Source organism: Paenibacillus sp. Y412MC10 (assembly GCF_000024685.1).
GTDB classification, from domain to species: Bacteria; Bacillota; Bacilli; order Paenibacillales; family Paenibacillaceae; genus Paenibacillus_AQ; species Paenibacillus_AQ lautus_A.
Genome location: NC_013406.1, coordinates 15,001 through 40,257 on the forward strand (window position 1 = coordinate 15,001; position 25,257 = coordinate 40,257).

Consider the following 25,257-nt stretch of genomic DNA (forward strand, 5'->3'; position numbering starts at 1 on the left):
AACACACCACCGAAGCTATGGCTTGATGCGTATGCATCAGGGGTAGGGGAGCGTTGTATGCAGGTTGAAGGTGTACCGTAAGGAGCGCTGGACAGCATACAAGTGAGAATGCCGGTATGAGTAACGAAAAGATCAGTGAGAATCTGATCCGCCGAAAGCCCAAGGTTTCCTGAGGAAGGCTCGTCCGCTCAGGGTAAGTCGGGACCTAAGGTGAGGCCGAAAGGCGTAATCGAAGGACAACAGGTTGAAATTCCTGTACCACCGTAAACCGTTATGAACGATGGGGTGACGCAGGAGGGTAGTGACGCGGACTGATGGATGTCCGTCCAAGCAGTGAGGCTGATGTGTAGGCAAATCCGCACATCGATAAGGCTGGGCTGTGATGGGGAGTGAAAATTACAGTAGCGAAGGTCATGATCTCACACTGCCAAGAAAAGCCTCTAGTCAGGTGAAGGTGCCCGTACCGCAAACCGACACAGGTAGGCGAGAAGAGAATTCTAAGGCGCGCGGAAGAACTCTCGTTAAGGAACTCGGCAAAATGACCCCGTAACTTCGGGAGAAGGGGTGCCTCGGTAGGGTGAATAGCCCGAGGGGGCCGCAGTGAAAAGGCCCAAGCGACTGTTTAGCAAAAACACAGGTCTGTGCGAAGCCGTAAGGCGAAGTATACGGGCTGACGCCTGCCCGGTGCTGGAAGGTTAAGGGGAGCGGTTAGGAGCAATCCGAAGCTGTGAACCGAAGCCCCAGTAAACGGCGGCCGTAACTATAACGGTCCTAAGGTAGCGAAATTCCTTGTCAGGTAAATTCTGACCCGCACGAATGGCGTAACGACTTGGGCGCTGTCTCAACGAGAGATCCGGTGAAATTTTAATACCTGTGAAGATGCAGGTTACCCGCGACAAGACGGAAAGACCCCATGGAGCTTTACTGCAGCTTGATATTGGATTTGGGTACGATCTGTACAGGATAGGTGGGAGCCTTTGAAGCATGAGCGCCAGCTTGTGTGGAGGCGACGTTGGGATACCACCCTGATCGTATCTAGGTTCTAACCTGGTACCGTAATCCGGTACGGGGACAGTGTCAGGCGGGCAGTTTGACTGGGGCGGTCGCCTCCTAAAGAGTAACGGAGGCGCCCCAAGGTTCCCTCAGAATGGTTGGAAATCATTCGAAGAGTGCAAAGGCATAAGGGAGCTTGACTGCGAGACCTACAAGTCGAGCAGGGACGAAAGTCGGGCTTAGTGATCCGGTGGTACCGCATGGAAGGGCCATCGCTCAACGGATAAAAGCTACCCTGGGGATAACAGGCTTATCTCCCCCAAGAGTCCACATCGACGGGGAGGTTTGGCACCTCGATGTCGGCTCATCGCATCCTGGGGCTGAAGTAGGTCCCAAGGGTTGGGCTGTTCGCCCATTAAAGCGGTACGCGAGCTGGGTTCAGAACGTCGTGAGACAGTTCGGTCCCTATCTGTCGTGGGCGTAGGAAATTTGAGAGGAGCTGTCCTTAGTACGAGAGGACCGGGATGGACGTACCGCTGGTGCACCAGTTGTTCCGCCAGGAGCATGGCTGGGTAGCTACGTACGGACGGGATAAGCGCTGAAAGCATCTAAGCGTGAAGCCCCCCTCAAGATGAGATTTCCCAATTAGTAAGACCCCTTGAAGACGACGAGGTAGATAGGTTGGAGGTGGAAGTGCAGCAATGCATGGAGCTGACCAATACTAATCGGTCGAGGGCTTATCCAAAATATATTTCAATGTGCTGCAAATTCGTTTCGTATCTAGTTTTCAGGTGATCAAGCATCTGAACCGTTTGGTGGCGATGGCGGAAGGGTTCCACGCGTTCCCATACCGAACACGACCGTTAAGCCTTCCAGCGCCGATGGTACTTGGACCGAAGGGTCCCGGGAGAGTAGGACGTCGCCAAGCGAAAAACCACTGTCGATGTAATCGATGGTGGTTTTTATTTGTTTATGGGACTTTTGATGCTTTGCCGTATTAAGAGGTCCAACGCTTAAAATAGCACCAAACGTAAGTGCTAGCGGCTTTTCTGTTATATAACATGATCATAAAATTGACGTAAACAGATGAAGATTTTGTTACCGATACCACACCGAAAATCAGTATAATAGAATTAGGCATAATCGGGTAAGTGTTTACCGATTTACGCAGGCTATAGGAATGAAGGCCTGATTGGAAGGTTCTCCATTAACCAACCAACTATGAATACTCATCTGGAGACCGGTTATTGTGGGGGAAGGAGGACAATGACATGTTGCGTAAAAGTGGTCTGCATGTGGCAGGAATGATCTGTGCGGGTACGATACTGTTAATCGGATCCGGATGCGGGGCATCCACGGAACCAAGCTGGAAATCCTTTGACGGGGCAGCGAATGTGAAATCATTCCCGGTTCCGAAGGAAGCGAATAAAACGGAGCAGACGACAGGCAATAGTGACTTGGATTATGTACGCTATGCGCTTCCAGGCTTGAAGGAAGACGACAGTATTCCTGAGCCTTACTTGGATGAAATCGAGTCCTGGGGATGGAAGCAGAAGGAAGTTGAAGACAACGGGTCTTCGTTAGTGTTTGAAAAAGGTAAAAGTATCGTCCACCTGTCGGTGCAAGACGATTTTCTCATAATCACGGTTCCTACTCAGCTTAAGAAACAAGTCATACAAGGATTGGAAAGCAATAAAGCGAATGAATAAAGACCTCTTCCGGCTTCGGAATGAGGTCTTTATTTCATGTACAAGAGAATATGGTTACAACGCTATGTAGTAAATTCAAACACGAAAAATCCTTTACTTTATTGCTGGTAGTATGAGATATCCTGCTCATTCATTTTTAACATCCCGTCTTTGCGCTGACCACTCAGGCGCAGCATGGTATAACCTCGCGGAAGAAGCAGCCATAGATGCCAGAACACAATCGCAATGGCAAACGGCAGCGATGACCAGAAGGCCATGATAGCGCTTAAGACTATCCCTACCCAACAGGTATAGAACTGCACCAACATGAATACGCGACGGCTGACATGTTGATCTGGGATATAACCAAGCCAAGGCAGCCTCAGCCTGAAGCGCCAGCGCTTCCGATAGCCTGTTCCCAGGAGGACAAGCACGGTATGACCGATAACGTACTGGATCCATAACATAAGCGGAAAAGCGATGAACATATATAGCAGAATGTACGGAGACACCCATAGGGTCCCTGCAGCTGCAGCAAGCCAAGGCAGACTTAAGTAGAGGATGAGCAAGCTTTTGGAAAACTGGATTTTCTTGATTAAGCGGTAGTGATAAAAGGTGGCTTGACCGTGTGGATCTGCCATTGGGCTATGCCGTCCCCCTTTAAATAGAAGATAAATTTCGATAGACGAGAAGTTTTAGTCTTTTATGTTTTTATCGGACAAAATCATATTTTTATTAAGCTGAAAAAAAGGTACAGACACAAGGCCATCAAGGGGTACATATAAATAAAGCGTAGAAAGATATCCTATGAAAAGGTTTAAAATAATAGAAACTGTGTCATACTAATAGGAAAAGGATCAAGGTGGGATGGTTATGGAAGAATTGACCGAACACGTGTGTATCATATGCAATCAGTCGAAGACCGATGGAATCACCATTGTATCGCAATTCGTATGCGAGGAATGTGAATCGGAAATCGTCCATACCAGTGCGGAAGATGCCAAATATCATTTTTTTATCCGTCAATTAAAACAGATTGCGATGCCGAAGAATGCATAGGCGCGGGTACGCGTGTTAAATGGGCCTGAAGTAAGGGCCTTTTTTTGTTTAGAGAGGATTTTCAGGGCATGGAAACGTAGGCGTAGGTTTCAATTTGCGTTAAAATAGGTTAGAGAATGTAATCCGAAGGGATATGTCGATGACTACACATAGAGAGCGTGCCCCACTTACTGAAGCTTTAAGGTTATACCGGGAACGCGGGGCTTCATCTTTTCATGTACCCGGCCATAAGAACGGCAGGGCATACGGGTTAGAAGGTGGCGCAGCGGAGATGCTGCGAGAGGCGATGCGCATCGATGTGACGGAAATTACCGGAACCGATGATTTATTTCATCCGGAAGGCGTGATTCAGGAAGCGCAGGAGCTGGCTGCCGATTGTTTTGGCGCCGAAGAAAGCTTTTTCCTGGTGGGCGGAAGCACGGCCGGCAATCTGGCGCTGATCCTGACGGTATGCCGTGAGCCGGGCGATCTCGTGCTGGTGCAGCGGAACGTACATAAGTCCGTGTTGAACGGATTGATGCTTGCCGGTGCAAGGGCGGTGTTTCTTCAGCCGGAGCTGGACAAGCAGAGCGGTTTAGCCGTTGCCCCATCAGAAGCTACGCTGAGAGCGGCTCTTGAGGCCTTCCCTGAGGCCAAGGGAGCGATCATCACGATGCCGAACTATTACGGGATGGGGAGCGACTTAAGGCCGCTGGCGGAGGCCTGCCATAAGCGCGGAGTGCCGCTGCTGGTGGACGAAGCGCACGGAGCGCATTACGGGCAGCATCCACAGCTGCCGATGAATGCTTTGTCATGCGGCGCGGACGGCGTGGTCCAATCCACGCACAAGATGCTAGCCGCAATGACGATGGGAGCCATGCTGCATGTACAGGGCGGGCTGCTCGACCGGAGCCTGCTGCGCCAGCGGCTGGCGATGGTGCAAAGCTCCAGCCCCTCGTACCCGCTCATGGCTTCGCTGGATCTGGCACGGCGCCTGCTGCACACGCAGGGCGCAGGCGCCTTCACGGCTGGCCTGGCCGCCGTGGATGCCTTCCGGCGCGGCCTCGCGAAGCTGCCGCGCTTCGGGCTGCTACAGCCGCCGCAGCCCGAGGATGGCGCCGCGGGCACAGCCGCCGCGGCGTATACCCGCCAGGACCCGTTCAAGGCGGTCATTTATGACCGCACCGGGGCCCTTAGCGGGTATGCACTCCAGCGCGCACTGGAGGCGCGCGGCTGTGTGCCGGAGATGAGCGACGAGCTGCGCGTCGTCTTATTGTTTACATTGGGATCGACCCGCGAAGATGCGAATCACGTCTTATGGGCTCTTGTGCATATTGTAGAGCAGGGGGAGAAGACAGATGAGACCGGAATGGAACCAGGTACTGCTGTGGAAGATACGGAATTACTGATCCGGAAATTGCGGGAACAGGGGGATTTCGCGAAGTACGAGCGGCCGGGGATCCACTTGAATGAGGGTTCTTCTCACTTCAATGTCGATGCTAACTTGTTAACTGAAGAAAGTTCGGTCTCCGATGTTTCCACGTGGAACAATTTGCTGCGACAGGCTCCATATTCAGCTCCAGTCCCTTTCTCGCTCAAGCCGATTGACAAGGAGCGATTGGAATCGGTGCCGTTAGCAAAGAGCGCCGGGCGAAAGGCGGCCGAGATGGTTATTCCGTATCCGCCAGGCATTCCGATATTATACCCCGGCGAAGACATAACAGCAGAAATGGAACAGAGAATGCTGGCATTGAGGATGGCCGGGGCTAAGTGTCAAGGAATAACCGATCCCACGCTGCAAACCATTGTCGTTTACAAGGAAACGTAAAGGATAGAAACCTCCGTAATGCGCCGGTACGTAAAACTTGGGGCATATGATCAACAAATGATGAAAGCAGGATACGCTATGAATAATCGCAGACCACTATTTATTACCGTAGAAGGAGGAGAAGGTTCCGGTAAAACGACCATGATGGGCAGACTCGCCGCCTTTATGCAGAATCATTCGATCCCGTATCTGATTACCCGCGAGCCCGGAGGCATAGACATCGCTGAGAAGATCCGCTCCATTATTCTGGATCCGGAGCACACCGCGATGGATGCACGCACAGAAGCATTGTTATACGCGGCAGCCCGCCGCCAGCATCTTGTGGAGAAGGTGGAGCCGGCATTAAGGCAGGGATTGACCGTCCTATGCGACCGATTCGTGGACAGCAGCCTGGTTTACCAGGGCTATGCGCGCGGATTGGGCATGGAAGAGGTATGGAGCATCAATCAGTTCGCCATTGATACCCGGATGCCGGATCTGACGCTGTTATTCGATATCGAGCCGAGGATCGGCCTGTCAAGGATCGCGGCGAATGCAGAACGGGAATGGAATCGACTGGATATGGAGAACCTGACATTTCACGAGAAAGTTAGGGAAGGCTATCTATTGGTAGCAGAGCGTAATCCGGATCGAATTCGCATCGTGGATGCTTCCAAGACACCCGCGCAGGTCGAAAGGGAAATGAATCGTCACTTGGAAGACGCGATATTAAAGGATTTTTGAGGTTGTTTGTCAAATAAGTAGTGTTAAGGGCATATGATGCCCAAAATAAACAAGGAGGGTTTACCATGAAATTGATTGTTGCGATTGTCCAGGATAAAGATAGCAACCGTCTCTCCGCCGCATTGGTCAAAGCTAACTTTCGGGCGACAAAGCTTGCAAGTACGGGCGGCTTTCTGAAGGCGGGGAACACCACCTTTATGATTGGGGTAGACGATTCACAGGTTGAAAGTGTGCTCAGCGTCATTCGCACAAGCTGTAAGGTCCGCGAACAGCTGGTCACTCCGGTAACCCCTATGAGCGGTACAACCGATTCCTATTTGCCGCTTCCGGTTGAAGTGCAGGTTGGCGGCGCAACGGTATTTGTACTCCCTGTAGAACGTTTCGAGCATTTCTAAATTCATTCTCTAGATCTGCGATAGATACGTAACGGATGTTTTTATTGGGATATTTGACGGCTGTGTTCTCCTGTATTGAAAGTCTTCTGAACCACTTCTGTATCATAATAAAAATAGTTACCGTAGATCGCTGCAATCGGGAGATGATCTTTCATAAATGGATATTGTAGATGGACTCCGGATAAAGCACCCCATATTTCGATCAATGTCGGCGAATCGCTTGACAAGATAACCATTTCAAGGTACGTTCACGTGAGGCATAGGTTGTTCGATATGAACGTACCAGATGCCTCCGTTTTATTAGATGCAACAAATAACGCAATAGGCGGTGGATTCAGGTGAAGATCAATCCGGGCTTTCGGCCCATGAAAAGCGAAATCACGGTGCCGGATGGCAACGCCAGACCGATTCAGAAGCGATCGTTCTCGGATATGATGCAGCAGCAGGGAGAACGTGCGACCCATGAAGAGCTGAGTCGTCAAATGCGTGAAATTGCAATGCAAGGGGATCGTTTGGCCAAAGCGATGACCGTTCGAGAGCTAAAGGCATATAAATTGATGGTTCGCCGATTCTTGGAGGAAACAGTTCGTCGCGGGGTAAAAATGAAGGAAACACGAGGCTGGGACCGCCGGGGGCGCGGCAAGCGCTATAACGTAATCGATGAGGTCGATTCGGCGCTGCTCGAGATGGCGGATGAGCTGCTGGATACAGAGCAGGGGAGAATTGATCTGCTGAACAAGGTAGGGGAAATCCGAGGCATGTTGATCAATCTTGTATTCTAGCCGCAAGCAGTAAGGAAGTTACTTGAAATGATGGAGTGTTCCGTCATAGAGGATCATGAAGGATTGGTAGAAGGTGAGGACATATGTCTTTTAACGATATCGTAGGTCAAGAGACTGCGAAGCAACTGCTGCAAAATGCCTTGCGCCGTAATGCTGTCAGTCATGCCTATCTGTTTAGCGGCCCGAACGGTGCAGGACAGATGCAGACGGCGCTTACGTTTGCCAAGGCATTGTTTTGTACGGAACGGGAAGACGATGCTTGCGGGCAATGTTTGGAATGCCGCAAGGTGGAGCACGGCAACCATCCGGATCTGACGATGGTCGAGCCGGATGGGGCCAGCATCAAGATCGATCAGATCCGCGATCTTCAGCGGATATTCTCCTATCGATCGGAGAACCGGAATCCCAAGGTATATATTATTGACCGTGCGGAGAAGATGACCACGCAGGCAGCCAACAGCCTGCTGAAATTTCTTGAGGAGCCGCAGGCGCCTGCCGTCGCCATACTGATTGCCGAGAATGGACAAGCCCTTCTGCCCACCGTTCAATCACGATCACAGCTAGTCCCGTTCCGGGCCCTTGATCCGCAGATGATGGAAAAGGTCCTTGTAGGTGAGGGCTATCCTGCCGCGCTTGTACGCTGCGCTGTTCATCTGGCGTCCGGACTTGACGAGTGCAGGAAAATATTGAATGAGAATTGGTTTGCAGAAATTAGAAACGTAGTGTTACAATTAGGGAAGGAGTCTTTGACCCGCAGTGGCTCTGCGATGATCACCGCGAGTCAAAAAGTGTTCAAAACCGAACTCTCCGATCATCTGGACTTATTGTTCAGTATGTTTCATTTATGGTTTAAGGACATGATCCATGTCCAGTATGGAAGGAAAGAGTCTCTCGTTTTCATAGATCAGGCAGAGTATATCTCTGGTCATGCATCAGCCCGCAGCACAGCACAGTGGGTGTCATACATGGATTTGGCCGCAGAGTGTCAGAAGAAGTTACGCTATAATGTCAATGGACAGCTCAGTTTAGAGCAGTTATTGATGGGTTTGGGCGGTAACACTCCGGCGTGAGCACACCCCCAGGCCCGAAGAATGGCCAATATGTACAGGCACAAGGGGGTTTATTTTTGTACAGTGTAGTAGGTGTCCGCTTTAAGAAAGCGGGCAAAATATATTACTTTGATCCGCTCGACCTCCCCGTGGAGAAGGAACAATCCGTAATTGTGGAAACCGCGAGAGGGATCGAGTATGGTCAAGTTGTGATAGGAAAGAAGGAGGTAGGTGAATCCGACGTTGTCCTTCCCCTCAAGAAGGTCATTCGTATCGCTGGTGACTCCGATGCCCGTGTGGTTGAAGAGAACAAACAAGCGGCGAAGGATGCATTCACCACCTGTTTAAATAAAATTCGGGATCACGAACTGAAAATGAAGCTGGTCGATGTGGAATTTACCTTTGACCGAAACAAAATCATTTTCTACTTCACGGCGGAAGGCCGTGTGGATTTCCGTGAACTGGTTAAGGATCTGGCCAGCATATTCCGAACAAGAATCGAACTTCGCCAGATTGGAGTTCGCGATGAAGCCAAAATGCTCGGCGGTCTTGGACCTTGTGGACGCGTACTGTGCTGTTCCTCATGGCTTGGTGATTTTGAGCCGGTATCGATCAAGATGGCAAAGGATCAAAGCCTATCGCTCAATCCGACTAAAATTTCCGGGCTATGCGGAAGATTGATGTGCTGCCTGAAGTTTGAGCATGATAATTATGAAAGCGTGAAAGAAGAGCTTCCATCCGCTGGGAAACTGGTCGTTACTTCGCTTGGAGAAGGCAAAGTAGTCGGGCTCAATGCGGATAAGCGGACGGTTCATGTTCAGCTGTTTGAAATTGGAAAGGTCAAGGAACTTCCAATGGATGACGTTGTCATCAAATAGTCCAATAGAATGTTTATTTTCGGGGTGTAGACTTGGAGAAGAAAAACATTTTTGTGCTCATTCAAGAGTTGGAAACACAGATGGGACATATACACAGTGAACTGGGTGGACTTAAGCTGGTCATCAAGGAACTGCTGGAAGAGAACCATCGCCTCAGTCTTGAAAATGAACAGCTCCGGAAAATTTTAAAGAGGGAAGTCAATCCGGCAGAATTGGAAAGCCCAGTTGCTTTACAACCTCAGCCTCATGTGAAGGATGAGGAACATGAAGATGTGGTCGGTGAGGGGTATGATAACCTGGCACGGCTGTATCATGAAGGCTTCCATATTTGCAATGTCTATTATGGACATCTGCGGACGGAAGGGGATTGCCTGTTCTGCTTGTCTTTTCTGAATAAATAAGAAGCCGTAGGGGAAACTGCCTACGGTTTTTTTCTAGAATCGAAAGGTTATACTGTAAGGATCGCGAGTGAAACATATGGCTGCTTGTCATGCAATGTGAAGAGCAGCTTTTTACGTATTTCATATCATCAGGCAAGGGTGGAAAGAGTTACACACCAAAGTAGCGGGGATATAACGAATTATAGAGATAAAGGGTTGAAACCATGAAATTGAAAGAAGTGTTATTGCAACCATCCGAGCGGATCGATGATCTGCTCACCCATGAGCTCGGCATCATTCAAAGCGAAGAGGTATTCAGCTTCTCCATGGACGCGGTCCTGCTTGCCAGGTTTGCCAGCATACCGCGCAGGGGCCGGATTCTGGATATGTGCACGGGTAACGGGGTAATTCCCATTCTGCTGTCGACACGTACAGGCGCGCCGATCGAGGGGATTGAAATTCAGCCCAGACTTGCGGATATGGCCAGACGGAGCGTAGTGATGAATGACCTTCAGGACCAGATCACGATCCATGAAGGCGATCTGCGGGAACTGTACAAGGAAAAGGGATATGGAGCGTATGACCTGATTACGGTCAACCCGCCTTATATGCCGATGAATGGCAGCGACTTGAAGCTGAATGAGCATCAGGCGATTGCGAGGCATGAAATTCACTGTACGCTTGAAGAAGTCATTGAGTCCTGTGCAAGGCTGCTCAAACAAGGCGGGAAGATGAGCATGGTTCACAAGCCTCTGCGGCTGGCGGAGATTATCACCCTGATGAGCAAATACCGGATTGAGCCCAAGGTCATCCGATTTGTGCATCCGCGCGTGAAGATGGAAGCCAACATGGTCCTGATCGAGGGCATTCGGGACGGAAAGCCCGAGGTTCGGCTAAAGCCACCGCTGATTGTGTATGATGAGCAGGGGAATTACGGACCGGATTTTATGGAAATTTACTATGGAACACATGAGGATGAGACAAAAGAATGAGAAATCTTGTGCAACAGAGTTATGCCGACCGGGGAGCGGGAAGTCCGGGTTCGCTGTATTTGGTGGCAACGCCGATCGGGAATTTAGAGGATATAACGTACCGCGCCGTACGCATCCTACAGGAATGCGATATTATCGCGGCAGAGGATACGAGGCAGTCACGCAAGTTGCTGACCCATTTCGAAATTCCGGCTAAACCGCTGTTTAGTTATCACGAGCATAACAAGGCGGCAAGCGGTCCTGAAATCATACGTTATATAATAGAAGGAAAAAATGTGGCACTTGTCAGCGATGCCGGTCTGCCGGCGATTTCAGACCCTGGCAGTGATCTGGTTTCGCTTGCGATTGAGGCAGGAATTTCGGTCATTCCGATCCCGGGAGCCAATGCGGCGTTATCCGCCTTAATCGTGTCGGGTTTGCCGACCGAACGGTTTACGTTTATCGGCTTTTTGCCGCGGGAGCGCAAAGATATCGTCCAACAGCTGCAAGCTTTGCAATCGGCGCAGGGAACGTTATTATTTTATGAATCTCCGCATCGCGTGAAGAAGACGCTGGAGATCCTGCAGGAGGTACTGGGAAATCGGAAGGTGACCTTGGCACGGGAGCTCACCAAGCGCTACGAGGAATTTGTGCGAGGCAGCATTTCCGAATGCCTGGACTGGCTCACGGAGCATCCGCCGCTGGGAGAATATTGTTTGGTGGTGGAGGCCGGCAGTGCAGAAGAGGAGCAGAAAGAGAAAAATGCCTGGTGGCAGGAGCTCTCGCTGGAGGAGCATGTGGGGCACTATGAGCGGGAAGGACTAAGCCGCAAGGATGCCATGAAAAAAACCGCGGGTGATCGCGGCGTATCGAAAAGGGACATCTATAACGCACTCCTGACGGAGTCGTGAATATGGCTTGCCTGGCCCAAGGGGGATAAACAAAAAGCCCCACAAAGTGGACCCAAGCTTCGATGCTTATTCCAAATACTTTACGGGGACCCCAAAACATATAAATGGGATTAAAGAAAGGATACGCTTCACTGAAAACGTATAATTCTTTAATCCCAAAAAAAGACCCTCCTGCGGCCGGGTTCATAGCCGAGGAAGGCACCAAGGAGATATGAAAAAGGTTAGAATTAACAAAATGTAATAATGCTATTATATACTAAAAATCTTAATTTGTCACAGGTGTAGGGATTTCCGAGATACATTCATGGCAAACAATTTTACCTTTGAAGTAAGTGACGTTCTCAGCGTTACCACAGAAGATGCAGGCAGGCTCATATTTCTTAAGCATGATGCGTTCGCCGTCTACATAAATCTCCAATGCATCTTTCTCACCAATTCCGAGCGTGCGGCGCAACTCAATCGGAATGACGACCCGTCCAAGCTCATCGACTTTCCTTACAATTCCTGTTGATTTCATCATAACTTATAAATGCCCCTCTCGCCATAATTTAAAAAAGTCATAATTCGACATAGTTCTAGTTTTTATGTTATTTATAGTACCAACGATTCCCAAAACAGTCAACCTATATTTTTGAAAAATCGGAACCTGTTTACGAAAGTATAGTGAACAAAAGCCTTATATAGCAACGGAATTACCATAATCGAACCAATTTTTGCGGCGATTTTGGATTTGTCGATTTGGAAAGCGTGATTTTACGTTATTCGACAAAGTTCGACATTAGATGTCAAAAGAAGTGTTTATCGGCTAAAACTAAAGAGTTAACGAGAAGGAGTTGAGATGAAATGCATTCACCCATTTCGGAAGAAAAAGTGTTTAAGGACCCCGTCCACAATTATATTCATGTGCAGGACGATATTATCTGGCGGTTAATCGATACCCCGGAATTTCAGCGGCTTCGCCGGGTCAGGCAGCTCGGCACTTCTTTCCTGACCTTTCATGGAGCAGAGCACAGCCGATTCTCCCATTCTCTTGGAGTCTATGAAATTACGAGAAGAATCATCTCTCAATTCGAACGGAGAGGGTATTCCGATTGGCCTGCCGAGGAACGGCAAGTTGCGCTCTGCGCGGCGCTGCTGCATGATGTAGGGCACGGGCCTTTTTCCCATTCCATAGAAGAAGCTTTTCATATGAACCACGAGGATTGGACATGCCGGATCCTGCTCGGAGATACTTGCGTCAATCGGGTACTGCAGGAGCTCGGTGCCGATTTTCCCGAGAAGGTCGCCTCCGTTATTAACAAAACCTACGATAAGCCAATTGTCATGAATCTGGTCACTAGTCCGCTGGATGCAGACCGGATGGATTATTTGCTAAGGGATGCTTACTATACGGGAGTCAATTATGGAACGATTGATATCGACCGAATCTTGCGGATGCTGCGGCCGTACCGCGATCGGGTCGTCGTGAAGGAATCGGGCATGCACGCGGTGGAGGATTATCTCATGTCGCGGTATCAGATGTACTGGCAGGTGTATTTTCATCCCGTCACCCGAAGCTCCGAAATCATCCTGCGCCAAATCTTTCGCCGGGCCAAGGAGCTGCATGACCGTGGATATGCTTTCCGTTTCATGATCGAACCGCTGCCTGCGTTGTTTTCGGGGAACATTGGCGTACACCAATACTTGCGTCTTGATGAAGCCTTGATTCAAACGGCCTTTCTGCAATGGACGGAGGAGGAAGACCCGCTTCTTAGCGAATTATGCGGCCGTTTCATGCACCGAAAGCTCTACAAATATGTAGAAATCGACAACATCGATCTGGAAACCATCGACGGGATCCGCCAAGCGTTCCGCGCCGTGGGGCTGCATCCGGAATATGACCTGGAGATTGATTTTCCAACGGATCTTCCTTATGATAAGGTTCATTCCGATATGCCGCTTAACGAGAAACAGATTCTCCTTCTGGACCGGCATGACGAGCTGAGGGAAATCTCGGAGGTATCCGATATCGTACGCTCGATCAGCGGCATTCATAAAGGGCGGTACCATCTTTATTATCCGGAGGAGAAGGTGGACCCGCTCCTGGGTCAAATGCCGGAGACGATAGCCGACGTTTTCAAACAACAGCATTAAATCAAGCAAAACAGGACAACCGTTAATCCCCTTGCATTCAACCAACTAATGGAAAATAGACGACATAGAAACGACAGGAAGGAGAGTGTGGATAGTATGCTGTTCGACACGCACACTCATATGGACGCTCCCCAATTCGACGAAGACCGGGAAGCTGCAATTCATCGGGCGCTTGAAGCCGGCGTTACGCGGATGATCAATATCGGATTTAACCGGGAGACGATCCCGACCACGATGAAGCTGGCTGAGACTTATGATTTTATATATGCAGCGGTAGGATGGCATCCTGTAGATGCGATCACCATGGAGGATCAGGACCTGGATTGGATCGCCTCTTTATGCAGTCACGATAAAGTGGTGGCAATCGGGGAGATCGGCTTGGACTATCATTGGGATACGTCCCCCAGGGAAGTGCAGCACCGCGTGCTTCGGCGCCAGATCGGGCTTGCCCGGGAATTGAACATGCCCATTGTCATTCATAACCGGGATGCGCATGAAGATATCGTTAACATTTTGCGTGAGGAAAAAGCCTCTGAGGTCGGCGGTGTCATGCATTCCTTCTCCGGAAGCTGGGAAACGGCCAAAATGTGCCTGGATATGGGATTCCATATCTCGTTTGGGGGGCCGATAACGTTCAAGAATGCGAAGCAGCCCAAAGAGGTTTTGGCAAAGGTTCCGCTTGATCGATTATTGATCGAAACGGACGCGCCTTACCTGACACCTCATCCCTTCCGCGGGAAACGAAATGAGACCGCATATGTAAAATTGGTGGCGGAGGCGGCGGCCGAAATTAGAGGGTTGTCCTATGAGGAATTGGCCCAAATTACCACCAAAAATGCGCTGGAACGATTTGGTATTTAACGAAAACAAGAGCAAAAGCCATGAAAAAGGGAGCATTTTCGATTAATTAAAGTTTTTTAATCAGAAAAGGCGTTGATATTACAATATTTTAACCTTTTACTTGAGAAAATGTGGTTGAATGTCGCTTTACAACCTGCATACAAACAGGATATCATCTTTTCAGTGATAAGAAGCTGCGATGTGCAGATCGCAGCCGAATATTTCATGAACCGTCTCGCTTAATCTCCGAAATTCTGGAGAACGGGGGAACCGATACTGCGGTGCATACTGGTCTGGATGCACGAAGCTGTATTTGATTTCTTTTTCGGGTCTTTGGGGTGAATTTGAAGGATCTCGCCATGAGCGGGCATCCGGATATAGGGCGTCTCTCTTACGTCCGAACCCGACAGCTAACTCCGTAAGCGAAATAAGAGGGGAAATCTCGTGCATACCATTTCCATGATTTCATTCATCAGGAAGCCACGTTAGAGCCTCTAGTACTCTTTCAATGGCTTCTTTTATTTTTGAATAATGGAGACGGGTCCATCATACTCTTGGTAAACAGGAGGTGATGGCAAATGGACGGAAGACGGGAATTGACGCAGGGTGTAGATAGATAGCAGGGCGCCCTGTGAGAAAAATTGCTATAGTCACGTCAAATGCATTCATGCGTTTACCTAGACGGCGGGACTATGAAGGAGGATGGAATAGTGGGCATTTTTCAACCTGAAGAAACCCATGAATCACAATCATCCAGCATGTCTTACGCATTGAGATGGAAGCATGACAATTTGCGTCAACTGATGTTGCTCGGCGCCATGGGTGCCGTTACGGTATCACTTCTCATATCGTTGGTTGTACATGACCAGGCAGGCAAGGAAGTTCAGCTTGTCGTCGACGGCCGGGTCACTACGGTGGAAACACGTGGATCGTTGCTGCAGGAATTGCTGGATGAGCAAGCGATCACGTTGAGTCCCCAAGATCAAATTTCGATGCCCCTGAACGGCGCAATCCGGGACGGAGACCGAATTATTATTGACAGAGCTATTCCAGTCAACGTTACGGTAGGCAGCAAAACCAAAACCATATTTACATCCCAGGATACAGTTGATCATGTACTCAAAGAGGCTGGCGTTACGATCCAGGGTGAAGATATAGTACAACCGTCGCAAGACACGAAGCTGACCAGCAATATGAATATCAATGTCGTTCGCGTCACGAAGCAAAAAGTTAAGGAAACGGAAGACCGCGAATTCCGCGTGATCAAGACGGCCGATCCATCGCTTGAAAAGGGCGATAACCGAGTCATTCAGCGGGGCGAGTCTGGTCTTATGGTGAACCATTACGAGAAGGTCTACCACAATGGCAAGCTGGTTTCCAAGACGAAGGTCTCCCAACAAATCGAACGCAGAACGAAGGATAAAATCATTGCCGTAGGCACGAAAAAAGTGGAGAAGCCTGTTATCGTCCAGGCGGCAGCCACCGATGTAAAAGCTACACCGGCTAAATTGTCCGGCACGAAAAAAGTAACGACCGCCAAGGCTGTGGAGAACAACGTGGTTTCCCGCGCAGGCGTTGATTTTAAATACAAGAAGGTATTGAACAACGTGTCGATGACCGCGTATTCCGCCGAACAGCAAGGAATCGGTACGCGTACCGCATCCGGCACACGCGTTACGGAAGGTCGCACCATCGCCGTTGATCCTAATATCATCCCGATCGGATGGTGGGTTTACATCGAAGGCATCGGCTTCCGCCGTGCTGAAGATACGGGCGGCGCCATCAAAGGCAACAAAATCGATGTCTATTACGATTCGTTGAAATCGGCCATGAATTTCGGCCGGAAGAGCGGCCGCACCGTTTACGTGATCGGTCCGGTTAAACCTGAATTGAACTAGACGCATGAATTCCAATTTACTTTGCCATTCTAATGCTATACTATTTAGCTTATAATATATGATGATCAAGAAGAGGGAATATTTCCTCTTCTTTTGTTTTGTTAAGACCGCAGTAATCAAGGCTAAACGGGTTGAGCCTTAACGTTGTACAGGCCTGCTCTGCTTGGGAAGGAAGAGAACGAACGCATGATTAAAGAAGTGATTGTCGTGGAAGGCAGGGACGATACCGTTGCCATTAAACGGGCCGTAGAAGCCGACACGATCGAAACCGGCGGTTCAGCGATCAACAAACAAATCCTGAAGCGCATAGCGCTTGCCCAGGAGCGCAGAGGCGTTATCATATTGACGGATCCTGACCATGCGGGTGAACGAATCCGCAAAATCGTGGATCAGGGCGTACCCGGCTGCAAGCACGCCTTCATTCCGGAAGCGGATGCTACCCGGAAAGGGGATATTGGCGTGGAGAATGCCTCGCCAGAGGCGATACGGCGCGCGCTGGAGCGGGTTCACACGTCTTTTGAGGGTGGAGAGAGCCTGATCAGTTTGGAGGATATGCTGGAGGCAGGATTATCGGCTCACCCGGAGGCTGCGGCAAGACGAATGGCGATGGGTAATCTGCTGGGCATCGGATACTGCAACAGCAAGCAGTTCCATAAACGATTGGCCATGTTTCAAATATCGCGGGAAGAATTTCTGGCAGCACTTGCACAGCTGGAAGAAGGGGGCGTTTAGCTAATGAATCGGATCGAGGATATATCAACACCAAGACGGACGAAGGAGATCATCTCGCGCCATGGATTCTCCTTCAAGAAGAGTCTGGGCCAGAACTTTCTCATCGATCAGAATATTTTGTATAAAATCGTGGAAGCTGCAGGACTGGATGAAGATAAGGGCGCGCTCGAGATCGGGCCTGGCATCGGTGCACTGACGGAGAAGCTGGCGCAGACGGCAGGAACCGTCACCGCGGTCGAAATCGATCAGCGCCTGATTCCCATCCTAAGGGAAGTCCTGGAGCCCTACGGGAACGTGAGGGTTCATCATGGGGATGTGCTGAAGGTGGATCTTCATGAGCTGTTCCGTCAAGATTTCGCGGACGTATCGAAGGTAAGCGTGGTTGCCAATCTGCCGTATTACGTGACGACGCCGATTCTCATGAAGCTGCTGGAGGAGAAGCTGCCGCTGGAGAACATCGTGGTGATGATTCAGAAGGAAGTGGCCGAACGGATGGCCGCTGCACCGGGAAGCAAGGATTACGGAAGTCTCAGCATCGCCGTTCAATACTACAGCGAGCCTAAGCTGGTCTGCATCGTGCCGCACACGGTGTTCATTCCGCAGCCGAACGTCGAGTCGGCCGTGATTCGCCTGGCGGTCCGGGAACAGCCGCCGGTCCGCGTGGAAGATGAACGATTCTTCTTCGAGGTGGTCCAGGCTTCATTTGCACAGCGACGGAAGACGATTGCCAACAATCTGAAGAGCCGGTTCTTCCCGGGTGAGGGACGTGAACGGCTGGAGCAGCTGCTGCAGGAAGCAGGGATCGAGCCTTCACGGCGCGGAGAGACGCTTAGCATTGAGGAGTATGCGCGGCTTAGCAACGTGCTGTTCGGCGCCAATATCCGTTGACGCAGCCGTTCAGGGAGTCTCTGGAGCTTACTCATGGCCTCCGCGCGATAAATTGGCGCTGAACAAGAACCAATAGTCACAGTAGCCCATACCATAGGGTAGGGGTGATGTTGTGATGAACTTGGGAGACTTGGTCGTTCGTAAATCCTACGGCGGCGATGTAACGTTCCGGGTAGAAGGCATGCGGCAAAATAACAATATCGTCATCAAAGGGACGGAATTCCGGTTACTGGCCGATGCTCCCGTTGATGATCTGGTTACGGTCCCGCATCCCACCTTAAGCGAACGAACAAAGCAGGCGCAGATCAAAGCCAATGAATCGCTGGACCGCCTGCAGAAGCAAAGACAGGAGCAGAGCGAGCGTCAACTGGCCAGCCTGCGGCATACTGAAGGCGGCCAGCTTGCGGATAAAGGATACTTTGACGTGCCGGGCAAGGTGCTGCATTTGGATGGAGATCCCCAATATCTGAAGAAGAGCATGACCTTGTACAACCAGCTTCGGGTCCCAGCGGAAGGCCATTATATCAATGAGTCGGGGATGGCCGATTCATTATATCGTCTTCTTCCGCGGGTAAGACCTGATATCGTTGTGATCACGGGACATGATGGGGTTCTGAAGAGACGTCAGCCATACGATTTATATAGCCTGGACAGCTATAAGAATTCCCACAACTTCGTCACGGCGATTCAGGTGGCGCGTCAATATGAGCGGAACCTGGATTCCCTGGTCATCGTGGCCGGAGCGTGCCAATCGCATTTTGAGGCGCTGCTGCAGGCTGGAGCCAATTTTGCCAGCTCGCCGGGGCGAATCCTCATCCATGCGCTGGATCCCGTCTACGTCGCCGCTAAAGCGGCCTATACGTCGGTCCGGGATACCGTGAACATCCATGACGTGGTCCATCATACGATCAGCGGCAGCCAGGGCGTAGGCGGAATTGAGACGAGAGGCAGCTACCGGATCGGTCTGCCCAAGCTGCAGGATTTGTCTACGTTGAAGGTTACGCCTTCAGTCAGCTAGGCGCCTAATCCGTGCGATCAGAGGTCCAATAACCGCTGGAGAATGAACCAAGAAGAACCCCACTCGCTGGGGTTTTTTTATTTTTCGTTTCCATTCGTTAAGAAAGTTGTCAAAAAAAATACATAAAGCTTGTCAATTTAGCACATATTAAAGCAAATGAGCGCGAGAATGGCAGGGTCAAAAAAAATACATTGACAATATATTTTTGATGCTGATATAATTAATGTTTTTGAATTGACAAATGATGCAATCTTCGGTATAATGGACAAGGAAAGAGGTGGTCGTCGACAATGGCTAAAAATGCGCTGTTGGAAATCAAACGCAGTCTCGATGCCCATTTAGGGCAAAAAATTACGCTTCGGGCAAACGGTGGCCGTCGGAAGACCGTCGAGCGTACTGGTGTTTTGGAAGAAACGTACCCTTCTGTTTTCATTGTGAAGCTGGACCAAGACCAGCAAACTTTTAAACGTGTGTCTTACAGTTATGCGGATATTTTGACCGAAACCGTGGAGATCATGGTCACCGGTGACGACAACGAGATGCGAATCACCTATATCAAGTCATAACGATACGTCATGAGAGCAGTCTCCGCTTACAGGGAGGCTGTTTTTTGTTGCCATCCTTCCGGAGGGATGACAAGGACGGGTTGAACGCATACTAAAGCTGCGCGAAGCTTATCCCAGCCGTTCTATACGCGGTGACGGAGACTTAAGCATGCGTAAGGCCCATGGAAGGCCGCTGCGTCGCGCAGGATGCTGTTCATGCCATACTCAATACATTTTCCAAGGAGGCGGGATTGATGAGCAGAAGAAGACGAAGCATCATGTCCGATCAATTGAAGACCGAATTGGCTAAAGAATTGGGATTCTACGACACCGTGGAAAAAGAGGGCTGGGGAGGCATTAAGGCCAAGGATGCCGGCAACATGGTAAAACGGGCGATTGAGCTCGCCGAGCGGGCAGCCCGCAAATCCGACCTGTAAGAGTATGGCCGCATCGCAGCAGGGTCTTCCGATTAAGCGGAAGGCCCTGTTTGTTTCATCTTTAGCTTCCTGACTCGCAGGAAAAGCTTACGTTATGCGCGTCGATAGGCGTTTTTCTTAAAGCCGGTGCATCGTGAACGTCATCAAACGGTCCCATGACTTCAAAGCCTGAGTTTGTTAATATAGAGGCATTAGATGTTTTTCCTCGAATATGTTAAGTTCAAGCATATGGGAAAAGCTAAGGATAGGTGAACGTTCTTGAAAATATACGAAAAAGCACCGGCCAAAATCAATTTGATGCTGGATGTACTCCATAAACGTCCTGACGGCTTTCATGAGGTAGAGATGGTCATGACGATGATCGACCTCGCCGATCGGCTCGAAATGTCCGAACAAAAGCGGGACACCATCATCATCACCTCGCAGGCAGGATACATACCGCTGGACGAGAAGAATTTGGCCTTTCAGGCAGCAAGACTAATCAAAGAGCGCTACGACGTGAGGAAGGGTGTACATATCCACCTGGACAAAAAAATTCCCGTTGCCGCGGGACTCGCAGGAGGCAGCAGCGATGCGGCGGCCACGCTGCGCGGCTTGAACCGCCTCTGGGGGCTCGGCATCCCCCAGCAGGAGCTGCTCGCGCTCGGTGCCGAGCTCGGCTCCGATGTGCCGTTCTGCGTGACCGGCGGCACGGCATTGGCTACGGGGCGCGGCGAAGTGCTCACGCCGATCCAGAATCCGCCGCAATGCTGGGTGATCGTGGCGAAGCCGCCGATCAATGTGTCGACGGCGGAGGTGTATGGCCGCTTGCGCAGCGAGCAAATTCAGTCCCACCCATCGGCTGAGCGGATGATGGACGCGCTGGCGCAGGGCAGCTTCCAGCAGATGTGCCAGTCGCTGGGCAACGTGCTGGAAGAAGTGACCTTGAAGATGCACCCGGAAGTTCAGCAGCTGAAGGAAGGTATGCTGAAATTGGGCGCTGACGGCGCGCTGATGTCCGGCAGCGGTCCTACCGTCTTCGGACTGGTCTCCAAGGAATCCAAGGTGGCCCGGATTTACAATGGCCTTCGGGGCTTCTGCAAGGAAGTGTATGCCGTTCGCCTGCTCACTTAGAAACGGTTGGAATTGACATTTCGGGGGCGAATTGCAATCAAAGTTGTATAAATACGTACAAAAGTGTTATATTTAACATATAATATTCGGATTTAGCGAGGAACCCTAGGTGAAAAAATTAAAACGAAGCGAACGATTGGTCGATATGACCCAATATTTACTATCCAAACCGCATACGCTGATTCCGCTGACAACGTTCGCCGAGCGATATGGAGCAGCCAAGTCGTCCATTAGCGAGGATTTGGCGATCATTAAGGACGTATTTGAGAGCGAGGGGCTCGGAGAGCTTCAGACGCTGGCCGGAGCGGCCGGAGGGGTAAGGTACATTCCGAAGCTGCGCAGAGACCATGCCCTGCGCTTTGCGGAGGAGCTGTGCCAGCAGCTTCAGCAATCGGATCGGATTCTGCCGGGCGGCTACCTATACATGTCCGATCTGCTCGGACAACCTACGCTCATGAACGAAGCGGGCAAGATCATTGCGACGGCATTCTCCGACCGGGAGATCGATGTGGTCATGACCGTGGAGACCAAAGGAATTCCGTTGGCCTATGCGACGGCGGCGCAATTGAACCTGCCGGTCGTACTAGTTCGCCGGGACCATCAAGTGACGGAGGGGTCGGCCGTAAGCATCAATTATGTGTCGGGCTCGCACAAGAGCATCCATACGATGTCTTTATCCCGCCGGGCGCTCAAGGAACGCTCCCGGGTGCTGATCGTGGACGATTTCATGAAGGCAGGAGGCACCATTCAGGGGATGGTCGATCTGCTGGGTGAATTTAATGCCGAAGTCGCAGGCGTCGGGGTCCTCGTGGAATCGGGATCGGTAGAAACCGAGGAAAGACTCCTGGAGGACTATATTTCACTCGCGGTTTTGAGCGACGTAGACTCCAAAACCAAGAGAATTACCGTCAAACCTGGTAATTATTTCGAAAACTAGGCACGCGGTTTTTGTCGATATAATAGCGTTTTCATTCGAATCGGCACGAAGTCTGTCGAAAATATCACATTCTAAAAAAAATTCCTGTTTTTAGGACATTTTGTAGTAGAAAAAAGAAGGATTTCGGGTTTGCTGTGTGGAATTATACACCAAGTCTCTGATGGAAAAAGGTGGTGAACACATATGCAAATTACGGATGTCAGACTCCGCCGTGTTAACTCTGAGGGGAGAATGAAGGCAATCGCATCCATTACCATCGATAATGAATTTGTCGTTCACGACATTCGCGTCATCGACGGAAACAATGGAATGTTTGTTGCAATGCCGAGCAAACGCACTCCTGACGGAGAGTTCCGCGACATTGCCCATCCCATTTCTTCCGGTACCCGCGAGAAGATTCAATCGGCTGTATTGGCCGAGTATGAGCGAGCGGCTACTGAAGAAGAAGTGATTGAAGAAGGCGCTTAAGTTTTATAATTGGGGTTCAAGGAAAAGAGAGCCATACCTATGGCTCTCTTTTCTTTTTTTGTAGAATGATATATATTCAGTAGTGAGTTCAAGAGGAGGAGGCATGGCCCTTGAAAAGATTTGCTATTGTGCTCGCCGCTGGGCAGGGCAAACGTATGAAATCCAAACTATATAAAGTGCTGCATCCTGTTTGTGGCAAGCCGATGGTCGGACATGTGGTCCAAACGGTACAGCAGGTGAACTGCGAACGCAGTGTTGTGGTCGTTGGCCACGGCGCGGAAGCGGTTCGCACCTATCTGCAAGACGCAGCCGAGTATGTCCTGCAGGAGCAGCAGCTCGGAACGGGTCACGCCGTGAAGCAAGCCAAGGAACTGCTTGGCGGTGAAGAGGGATCCACGATCGTCATTTGCGGGGACACTCCGCTGGTGACGTCTGAGACGCTGGAGAATCTTCTGAAGCTTCATGAAAGCAGCAACGCGGCCGCCACGGTGCTCACCGCGCATATGGATAACCCGAAAGGCTACGGCCGGGTCATTCGAGGCGAGGATGGAAGCGCGCTTCGGATCGTCGAACAGAAAGATTGCAGTCCGGAAGAGGACGCCGTCACTGAAATTAATACCGGTACCTATTGCTTTGACAATAAAAAGCTATTTGCTGCACTGGATAACGTAACCAACCAGAATGCGCAGCAGGAATATTACTTGACCGATTGCATCGGCATCCTGAAACAAGCCGGCGAGACCGTGCTTGCTTATCAGACGGATGACTACGCCGAATCGATTGGCGTCAACGACCGTCTGGCGTTGTCGGAAGCCGAAGGCTTCATGAGAGAGCGCATCAACCGCTCGCACATGTTGAACGGTGTTACCATCATTGACCCGGCTTCTACGTATATCGGAGCCGACGTTCAGATTGGTTCGGATACCGTGCTTTATCCCGGCACCGTTCTGAAAGGGAACACGGTGATCGGCGAAGACTGCGTCATCGGGCCGGATACCGATATCGAGGACTCCGTTATCGCGGATGGTGCCAGCGTCAAACATTCGGTGCTCAGCAGCGCTGAAGTCGGCTCTCGGACCTCGGTAGGGCCTTTTGCTTATCTCCGTCCGGGGGCAAAACTCGGAGCTGACGTGAAGGTGGGCGACTTCGTCGAAGTGAAGAACGCGACGATTGACGACGGTTCTAAAGTATCCCATCTCAGTTATGTTGGCGATGCCAAAGTCGGCAAAAACGTCAATATCGGCTGCGGTGCGATTACAGTCAACTATGATGGTTATAATAAATCCATTACCGAAATAGAAGACGATGCATTTATCGGCAGCAACGTGAATTTGATTGCGCCGGTGAAGGTGGGTAAGGGCGCATTCGTTGTTGCAGGCTCGACCATTACGCATTCCGTCTCGGACAATGATCTGGCCATCGCTAGGCAGCGTCAGGAGAACAAGCCAGGGTACGCAGAGAAGATCCGGGCACGCGCCATCGCCAAGAAGAACAAGAAATCGTAATTATCCCTGCTTCTCTTTTCCAAGATAAGAAGCGGTGATCGGATAGCCTAATTCAACGAACCAGCACGGAGGGTTTTTATTCTATGACTTATCTTGATTCTAAATTAAAAATATTCACGTGTAATTCCAATCCTAAACTTGCCCATCAAATCGCTGATTACATCGGCATTCCGATGGGAGAGTCGCATACAACCAGCTTCAGTGACGGCGAGATTCAAGTTAAGCTCTCCGAGAGCGTACGGGGTTGTCATGTCTATATTGTGCAGTCCACTTGCTTGCCGGTGAATGATAACCTGATGGAGCTGCTGGTTATGGTGGATGCGCTCAAGCGGGCATCCGCGAAGAGCATCAACGTGGTTATTCCGTATTACGGATATGCCCGTCAAGACCGTAAAGCGCGTTCGCGGGATCCGATCACCGCTAAGCTGGTTGCCAACCTGATCGAAAAGGCAGGGGCTCATCGCGTCATTACGATGGACCTGCATGCGATGCAGATTCAAGGATTTTTCGATATTCCGGTGGATCATTTGCTTGGCGTGCCGATCCTCGCCCAATATTTCCGTTCGAAGCAGATCGAGAACCCGGTCGTTGTATCTCCGGATCACGGCGGCGTGGTTCGCGCGAGAAAGCTTGCTGATTTCCTGAATGCCCCGCTGGCGATTATCGATAAACGCCGGCCGGAGCCGAATGTCAGTGAAGTCATGAACATTATCGGGAATATCGAAGGCAAGACCGCCATTCTGATCGATGACATTATCGATACCGCCGGAACGATTGTGCTGGGTGCCAATGCGTTGATGGAAGGCGGCGTGAAGGAAGTCTATGCGTGCTGTACGCATCCGGTTCTCTCGGGCCCTGCCCATGAGCGTCTGGAAAACTCCCCGCTGAAGGAAGTTGTCGTAACGGATACCATTCCGATCACCAATCCGAACCCTAGCAGCAAACTGACGGTACTGTCGGTTGCTCCGTTGATGGGTGAAGCCATCATCCGGGTTCACGAGGAATTGTCGATCAGCAAGTTGTTTGAAATAGAATAATAAACCGTGTAAAAGGCAGGGTTACATCTCCTCATGAGGGAAATGTAGCCCTTGTCGGCTATGACGGCAT

26 protein-coding genes, 2 rRNA genes and 1 riboswitch (1 of these 29 only partly in view) are annotated in these 25,257 nt (G+C 50.5%); of the genes, 26 read left to right on the forward strand and 2 right to left on the reverse strand.

The window, feature by feature from the left end:
* The 3 genes from GYMC10_RS00060 to GYMC10_RS00070 form a co-directional block, all read left to right on the forward strand.
* Positions 1-1,738: ribosomal RNA gene (locus GYMC10_RS00060) — 23S ribosomal RNA — on the forward strand (it extends 1,191 nt beyond the left edge of the window).
* Positions 1,739-1,804: 66 nt separating this feature from the next.
* Positions 1,805-1,921, forward strand: a 5S ribosomal RNA gene (gene rrf, locus GYMC10_RS00065).
* Between the two features lie 343 nt (positions 1,922-2,264).
* A complete protein-coding gene (locus tag GYMC10_RS00070; RefSeq protein ID WP_012818298.1) occupies positions 2,265-2,702 on the forward strand; it encodes a hypothetical protein in 438 nt (145 codons plus the stop codon).
* 98 nt (positions 2,703-2,800) lie between these two features.
* On the opposite strand, the gene GYMC10_RS00075 is transcribed toward GYMC10_RS00070, so the two are convergent.
* Positions 2,801-3,322, reverse strand: coding sequence for a hypothetical protein (locus GYMC10_RS00075; protein ID WP_012818299.1), 522 nt, complete (start codon positions 3,320-3,322; stop codon positions 2,801-2,803).
* A 232-nt stretch (positions 3,323-3,554) separates the two neighbouring features.
* Here GYMC10_RS00075 and GYMC10_RS00080 point away from each other — a divergent pair, with 232 nt between their 5' ends.
* The 10 genes from GYMC10_RS00080 to rsmI all read left to right on the forward strand — a co-directional run bounded on the left by GYMC10_RS00080 (position 3,555) and on the right by rsmI (position 11,636).
* Positions 3,555-3,740 (forward strand): sigma factor G inhibitor Gin, encoded by a 186-nt coding sequence (locus GYMC10_RS00080; protein WP_006207397.1) that lies wholly within the window; start codon positions 3,555-3,557, stop codon positions 3,738-3,740.
* Between the two features lie 139 nt (positions 3,741-3,879).
* The gene (locus GYMC10_RS00085) at positions 3,880-5,547 is read left to right on the forward strand and encodes an aminotransferase class I/II-fold pyridoxal phosphate-dependent enzyme (protein WP_012818300.1); all 1,668 of its coding nucleotides are present in this window, start codon (positions 3,880-3,882) and stop codon (positions 5,545-5,547) included.
* Positions 5,548-5,625: 78 nt separating this feature from the next.
* Positions 5,626-6,270: a dTMP kinase gene (gene tmk, locus GYMC10_RS00090; RefSeq protein ID WP_012818301.1), complete on the forward strand. Its 645-nt coding sequence runs from the start codon at positions 5,626-5,628 to the stop codon at positions 6,268-6,270.
* A 65-nt stretch (positions 6,271-6,335) separates the two neighbouring features.
* Positions 6,336-6,665 (forward strand): cyclic-di-AMP receptor, encoded by a 330-nt coding sequence (locus GYMC10_RS00095; protein ID WP_006207400.1) that lies wholly within the window; start codon positions 6,336-6,338, stop codon positions 6,663-6,665.
* Positions 6,666-7,003: 338 nt separating this feature from the next.
* Positions 7,004-7,447 (forward strand): YaaR family protein, encoded by a 444-nt coding sequence (locus GYMC10_RS00100; protein ID WP_009591907.1) that lies wholly within the window; start codon positions 7,004-7,006, stop codon positions 7,445-7,447.
* An 83-nt stretch (positions 7,448-7,530) separates the two neighbouring features.
* Positions 7,531-8,517: a DNA polymerase III subunit delta' gene (holB, locus tag GYMC10_RS00105; protein ID WP_012818302.1), complete on the forward strand. Its 987-nt coding sequence runs from the start codon at positions 7,531-7,533 to the stop codon at positions 8,515-8,517.
* Between the two features lie 56 nt (positions 8,518-8,573).
* Positions 8,574-9,374 (forward strand): stage 0 sporulation family protein, encoded by an 801-nt coding sequence (locus GYMC10_RS00110; RefSeq protein WP_009591910.1) that lies wholly within the window; start codon positions 8,574-8,576, stop codon positions 9,372-9,374.
* A gap of 32 nt (positions 9,375-9,406) precedes the next feature.
* Complete coding sequence (gene yabA, locus GYMC10_RS00115) at positions 9,407-9,775, forward strand: DNA replication initiation control protein YabA (RefSeq protein ID WP_012818303.1); 369 nt, start codon at positions 9,407-9,409, stop codon at positions 9,773-9,775.
* Positions 9,776-9,978: 203 nt separating this feature from the next.
* Positions 9,979-10,746: a tRNA1(Val) (adenine(37)-N6)-methyltransferase gene (locus GYMC10_RS00120; protein ID WP_012818304.1), complete on the forward strand. Its 768-nt coding sequence runs from the start codon at positions 9,979-9,981 to the stop codon at positions 10,744-10,746.
* Positions 10,743-11,636, forward strand: a complete 894-nt coding sequence (gene rsmI / locus GYMC10_RS00125) for a 16S rRNA (cytidine(1402)-2'-O)-methyltransferase (protein ID WP_012818305.1) — start codon at positions 10,743-10,745, stop codon at positions 11,634-11,636. Before GYMC10_RS00120 ends, rsmI begins: the two co-directional genes overlap by 4 nt.
* Positions 11,637-11,901: 265 nt before the next feature.
* On the opposite strand, the gene GYMC10_RS00130 is transcribed toward rsmI, so the two are convergent.
* Positions 11,902-12,156, reverse strand: coding sequence for an AbrB/MazE/SpoVT family DNA-binding domain-containing protein (locus GYMC10_RS00130; protein ID WP_006207408.1), 255 nt, complete (start codon positions 12,154-12,156; stop codon positions 11,902-11,904).
* A 323-nt stretch (positions 12,157-12,479) separates the two neighbouring features.
* Here GYMC10_RS00130 and GYMC10_RS00135 point away from each other — a divergent pair, with 323 nt between their 5' ends.
* The 13 genes from GYMC10_RS00135 to GYMC10_RS00195 all read left to right on the forward strand — a co-directional run bounded on the left by GYMC10_RS00135 (position 12,480) and on the right by GYMC10_RS00195 (position 25,187).
* Positions 12,480-13,769, forward strand: coding sequence for an HD domain-containing protein (locus GYMC10_RS00135; RefSeq protein ID WP_012818306.1), 1,290 nt, complete (start codon positions 12,480-12,482; stop codon positions 13,767-13,769).
* 96 nt (positions 13,770-13,865) lie between these two features.
* The gene (locus GYMC10_RS00140) at positions 13,866-14,630 is read left to right on the forward strand and encodes a TatD family hydrolase (protein ID WP_012818307.1); all 765 of its coding nucleotides are present in this window, start codon (positions 13,866-13,868) and stop codon (positions 14,628-14,630) included.
* Positions 14,631-14,835: 205 nt separating this feature from the next.
* A riboswitch (cyclic di-AMP (ydaO/yuaA leader) is annotated at positions 14,836-15,050 on the forward strand.
* A 269-nt stretch (positions 15,051-15,319) separates the two neighbouring features.
* Entirely contained in the window at positions 15,320-16,507 is a 1,188-nt protein-coding gene (locus GYMC10_RS00145; RefSeq protein ID WP_012818308.1) for a 3D domain-containing protein, read from the forward strand.
* A 186-nt stretch (positions 16,508-16,693) separates the two neighbouring features.
* Complete coding sequence (gene rnmV, locus GYMC10_RS00150) at positions 16,694-17,239, forward strand: ribonuclease M5 (RefSeq protein WP_036661712.1); 546 nt, start codon at positions 16,694-16,696, stop codon at positions 17,237-17,239.
* 3 nt (positions 17,240-17,242) lie between these two features.
* Complete coding sequence (gene rsmA / locus GYMC10_RS00155) at positions 17,243-18,127, forward strand: 16S rRNA (adenine(1518)-N(6)/adenine(1519)-N(6))-dimethyltransferase RsmA (RefSeq protein WP_012818310.1); 885 nt, start codon at positions 17,243-17,245, stop codon at positions 18,125-18,127.
* 115 nt (positions 18,128-18,242) lie between these two features.
* Positions 18,243-19,145: a sporulation peptidase YabG gene (gene yabG / locus GYMC10_RS00160; protein ID WP_012818311.1), complete on the forward strand. Its 903-nt coding sequence runs from the start codon at positions 18,243-18,245 to the stop codon at positions 19,143-19,145.
* A 290-nt stretch (positions 19,146-19,435) separates the two neighbouring features.
* Positions 19,436-19,711, forward strand: coding sequence for a biofilm formation stimulator Veg (gene veg / locus GYMC10_RS00165; protein WP_006207415.1), 276 nt, complete (start codon positions 19,436-19,438; stop codon positions 19,709-19,711).
* Positions 19,712-19,944: 233 nt separating this feature from the next.
* A complete protein-coding gene (locus GYMC10_RS00170) occupies positions 19,945-20,127 on the forward strand; it encodes a small, acid-soluble spore protein, alpha/beta type (protein WP_009591920.1) in 183 nt (60 codons plus the stop codon).
* Between the two features lie 258 nt (positions 20,128-20,385).
* Positions 20,386-21,240: a 4-(cytidine 5'-diphospho)-2-C-methyl-D-erythritol kinase gene (gene ispE / locus GYMC10_RS00175; RefSeq protein ID WP_012818312.1), complete on the forward strand. Its 855-nt coding sequence runs from the start codon at positions 20,386-20,388 to the stop codon at positions 21,238-21,240.
* 109 nt (positions 21,241-21,349) lie between these two features.
* Entirely contained in the window at positions 21,350-22,177 is an 828-nt protein-coding gene (gene purR, locus GYMC10_RS00180; RefSeq protein ID WP_012818313.1) for a pur operon repressor, read from the forward strand.
* Between the two features lie 183 nt (positions 22,178-22,360).
* Complete coding sequence (gene spoVG / locus GYMC10_RS00185; protein ID WP_006207419.1) at positions 22,361-22,645, forward strand: septation regulator SpoVG; 285 nt, start codon at positions 22,361-22,363, stop codon at positions 22,643-22,645.
* A 110-nt stretch (positions 22,646-22,755) separates the two neighbouring features.
* Positions 22,756-24,150 (forward strand): bifunctional UDP-N-acetylglucosamine diphosphorylase/glucosamine-1-phosphate N-acetyltransferase GlmU, encoded by a 1,395-nt coding sequence (gene glmU, locus GYMC10_RS00190; RefSeq protein WP_009591944.1) that lies wholly within the window; start codon positions 22,756-22,758, stop codon positions 24,148-24,150.
* 83 nt (positions 24,151-24,233) lie between these two features.
* Positions 24,234-25,187: a ribose-phosphate diphosphokinase gene (locus GYMC10_RS00195; protein WP_006207421.1), complete on the forward strand. Its 954-nt coding sequence runs from the start codon at positions 24,234-24,236 to the stop codon at positions 25,185-25,187.
* The last annotated feature ends 70 nt before the right edge of the window (positions 25,188-25,257 follow it).

Bases quoted from the DNA above. Each gene is read 5' to 3' on its own strand.
- GYMC10_RS00070 (WP_012818298.1), top strand. From the start codon at position 2,265: ATGTTGCGTAAAAGTGGTCTGCATGTGGCAGGAATGATCTGTGCGGGT.
- GYMC10_RS00075 (WP_012818299.1), bottom strand. From the start codon at position 3,322: ATGGCAGATCCACACGGTCAAGCCACCTTTTATCACTACCGCTTAATC.
- GYMC10_RS00080 (WP_006207397.1), top strand. From the start codon at position 3,555: ATGGAAGAATTGACCGAACACGTGTGTATCATATGCAATCAGTCGAAG.
- GYMC10_RS00085 (WP_012818300.1), top strand. From the start codon at position 3,880: ATGACTACACATAGAGAGCGTGCCCCACTTACTGAAGCTTTAAGGTTA.
- tmk (WP_012818301.1), top strand. From the start codon at position 5,626: ATGAATAATCGCAGACCACTATTTATTACCGTAGAAGGAGGAGAAGGT.
- GYMC10_RS00095 (WP_006207400.1), top strand. From the start codon at position 6,336: ATGAAATTGATTGTTGCGATTGTCCAGGATAAAGATAGCAACCGTCTC.
- holB (WP_012818302.1), top strand. From the start codon at position 7,531: ATGTCTTTTAACGATATCGTAGGTCAAGAGACTGCGAAGCAACTGCTG.
- GYMC10_RS00120 (WP_012818304.1), top strand. From the start codon at position 9,979: ATGAAATTGAAAGAAGTGTTATTGCAACCATCCGAGCGGATCGATGAT.
- rsmI (WP_012818305.1), top strand. From the start codon at position 10,743: ATGAGAAATCTTGTGCAACAGAGTTATGCCGACCGGGGAGCGGGAAGT.
- GYMC10_RS00130 (WP_006207408.1), bottom strand. From the start codon at position 12,156: ATGATGAAATCAACAGGAATTGTAAGGAAAGTCGATGAGCTTGGACGG.
- GYMC10_RS00135 (WP_012818306.1), top strand. From the start codon at position 12,480: ATGCATTCACCCATTTCGGAAGAAAAAGTGTTTAAGGACCCCGTCCAC.
- GYMC10_RS00140 (WP_012818307.1), top strand. From the start codon at position 13,866: ATGCTGTTCGACACGCACACTCATATGGACGCTCCCCAATTCGACGAA.
- rnmV (WP_036661712.1), top strand. From the start codon at position 16,694: ATGATTAAAGAAGTGATTGTCGTGGAAGGCAGGGACGATACCGTTGCC.
- rsmA (WP_012818310.1), top strand. From the start codon at position 17,243: ATGAATCGGATCGAGGATATATCAACACCAAGACGGACGAAGGAGATC.
- yabG (WP_012818311.1), top strand. From the start codon at position 18,243: ATGAACTTGGGAGACTTGGTCGTTCGTAAATCCTACGGCGGCGATGTA.
- veg (WP_006207415.1), top strand. From the start codon at position 19,436: ATGGCTAAAAATGCGCTGTTGGAAATCAAACGCAGTCTCGATGCCCAT.
- GYMC10_RS00170 (WP_009591920.1), top strand. From the start codon at position 19,945: ATGAGCAGAAGAAGACGAAGCATCATGTCCGATCAATTGAAGACCGAA.
- spoVG (WP_006207419.1), top strand. From the start codon at position 22,361: ATGCAAATTACGGATGTCAGACTCCGCCGTGTTAACTCTGAGGGGAGA.
- GYMC10_RS00195 (WP_006207421.1), top strand. From the start codon at position 24,234: ATGACTTATCTTGATTCTAAATTAAAAATATTCACGTGTAATTCCAAT.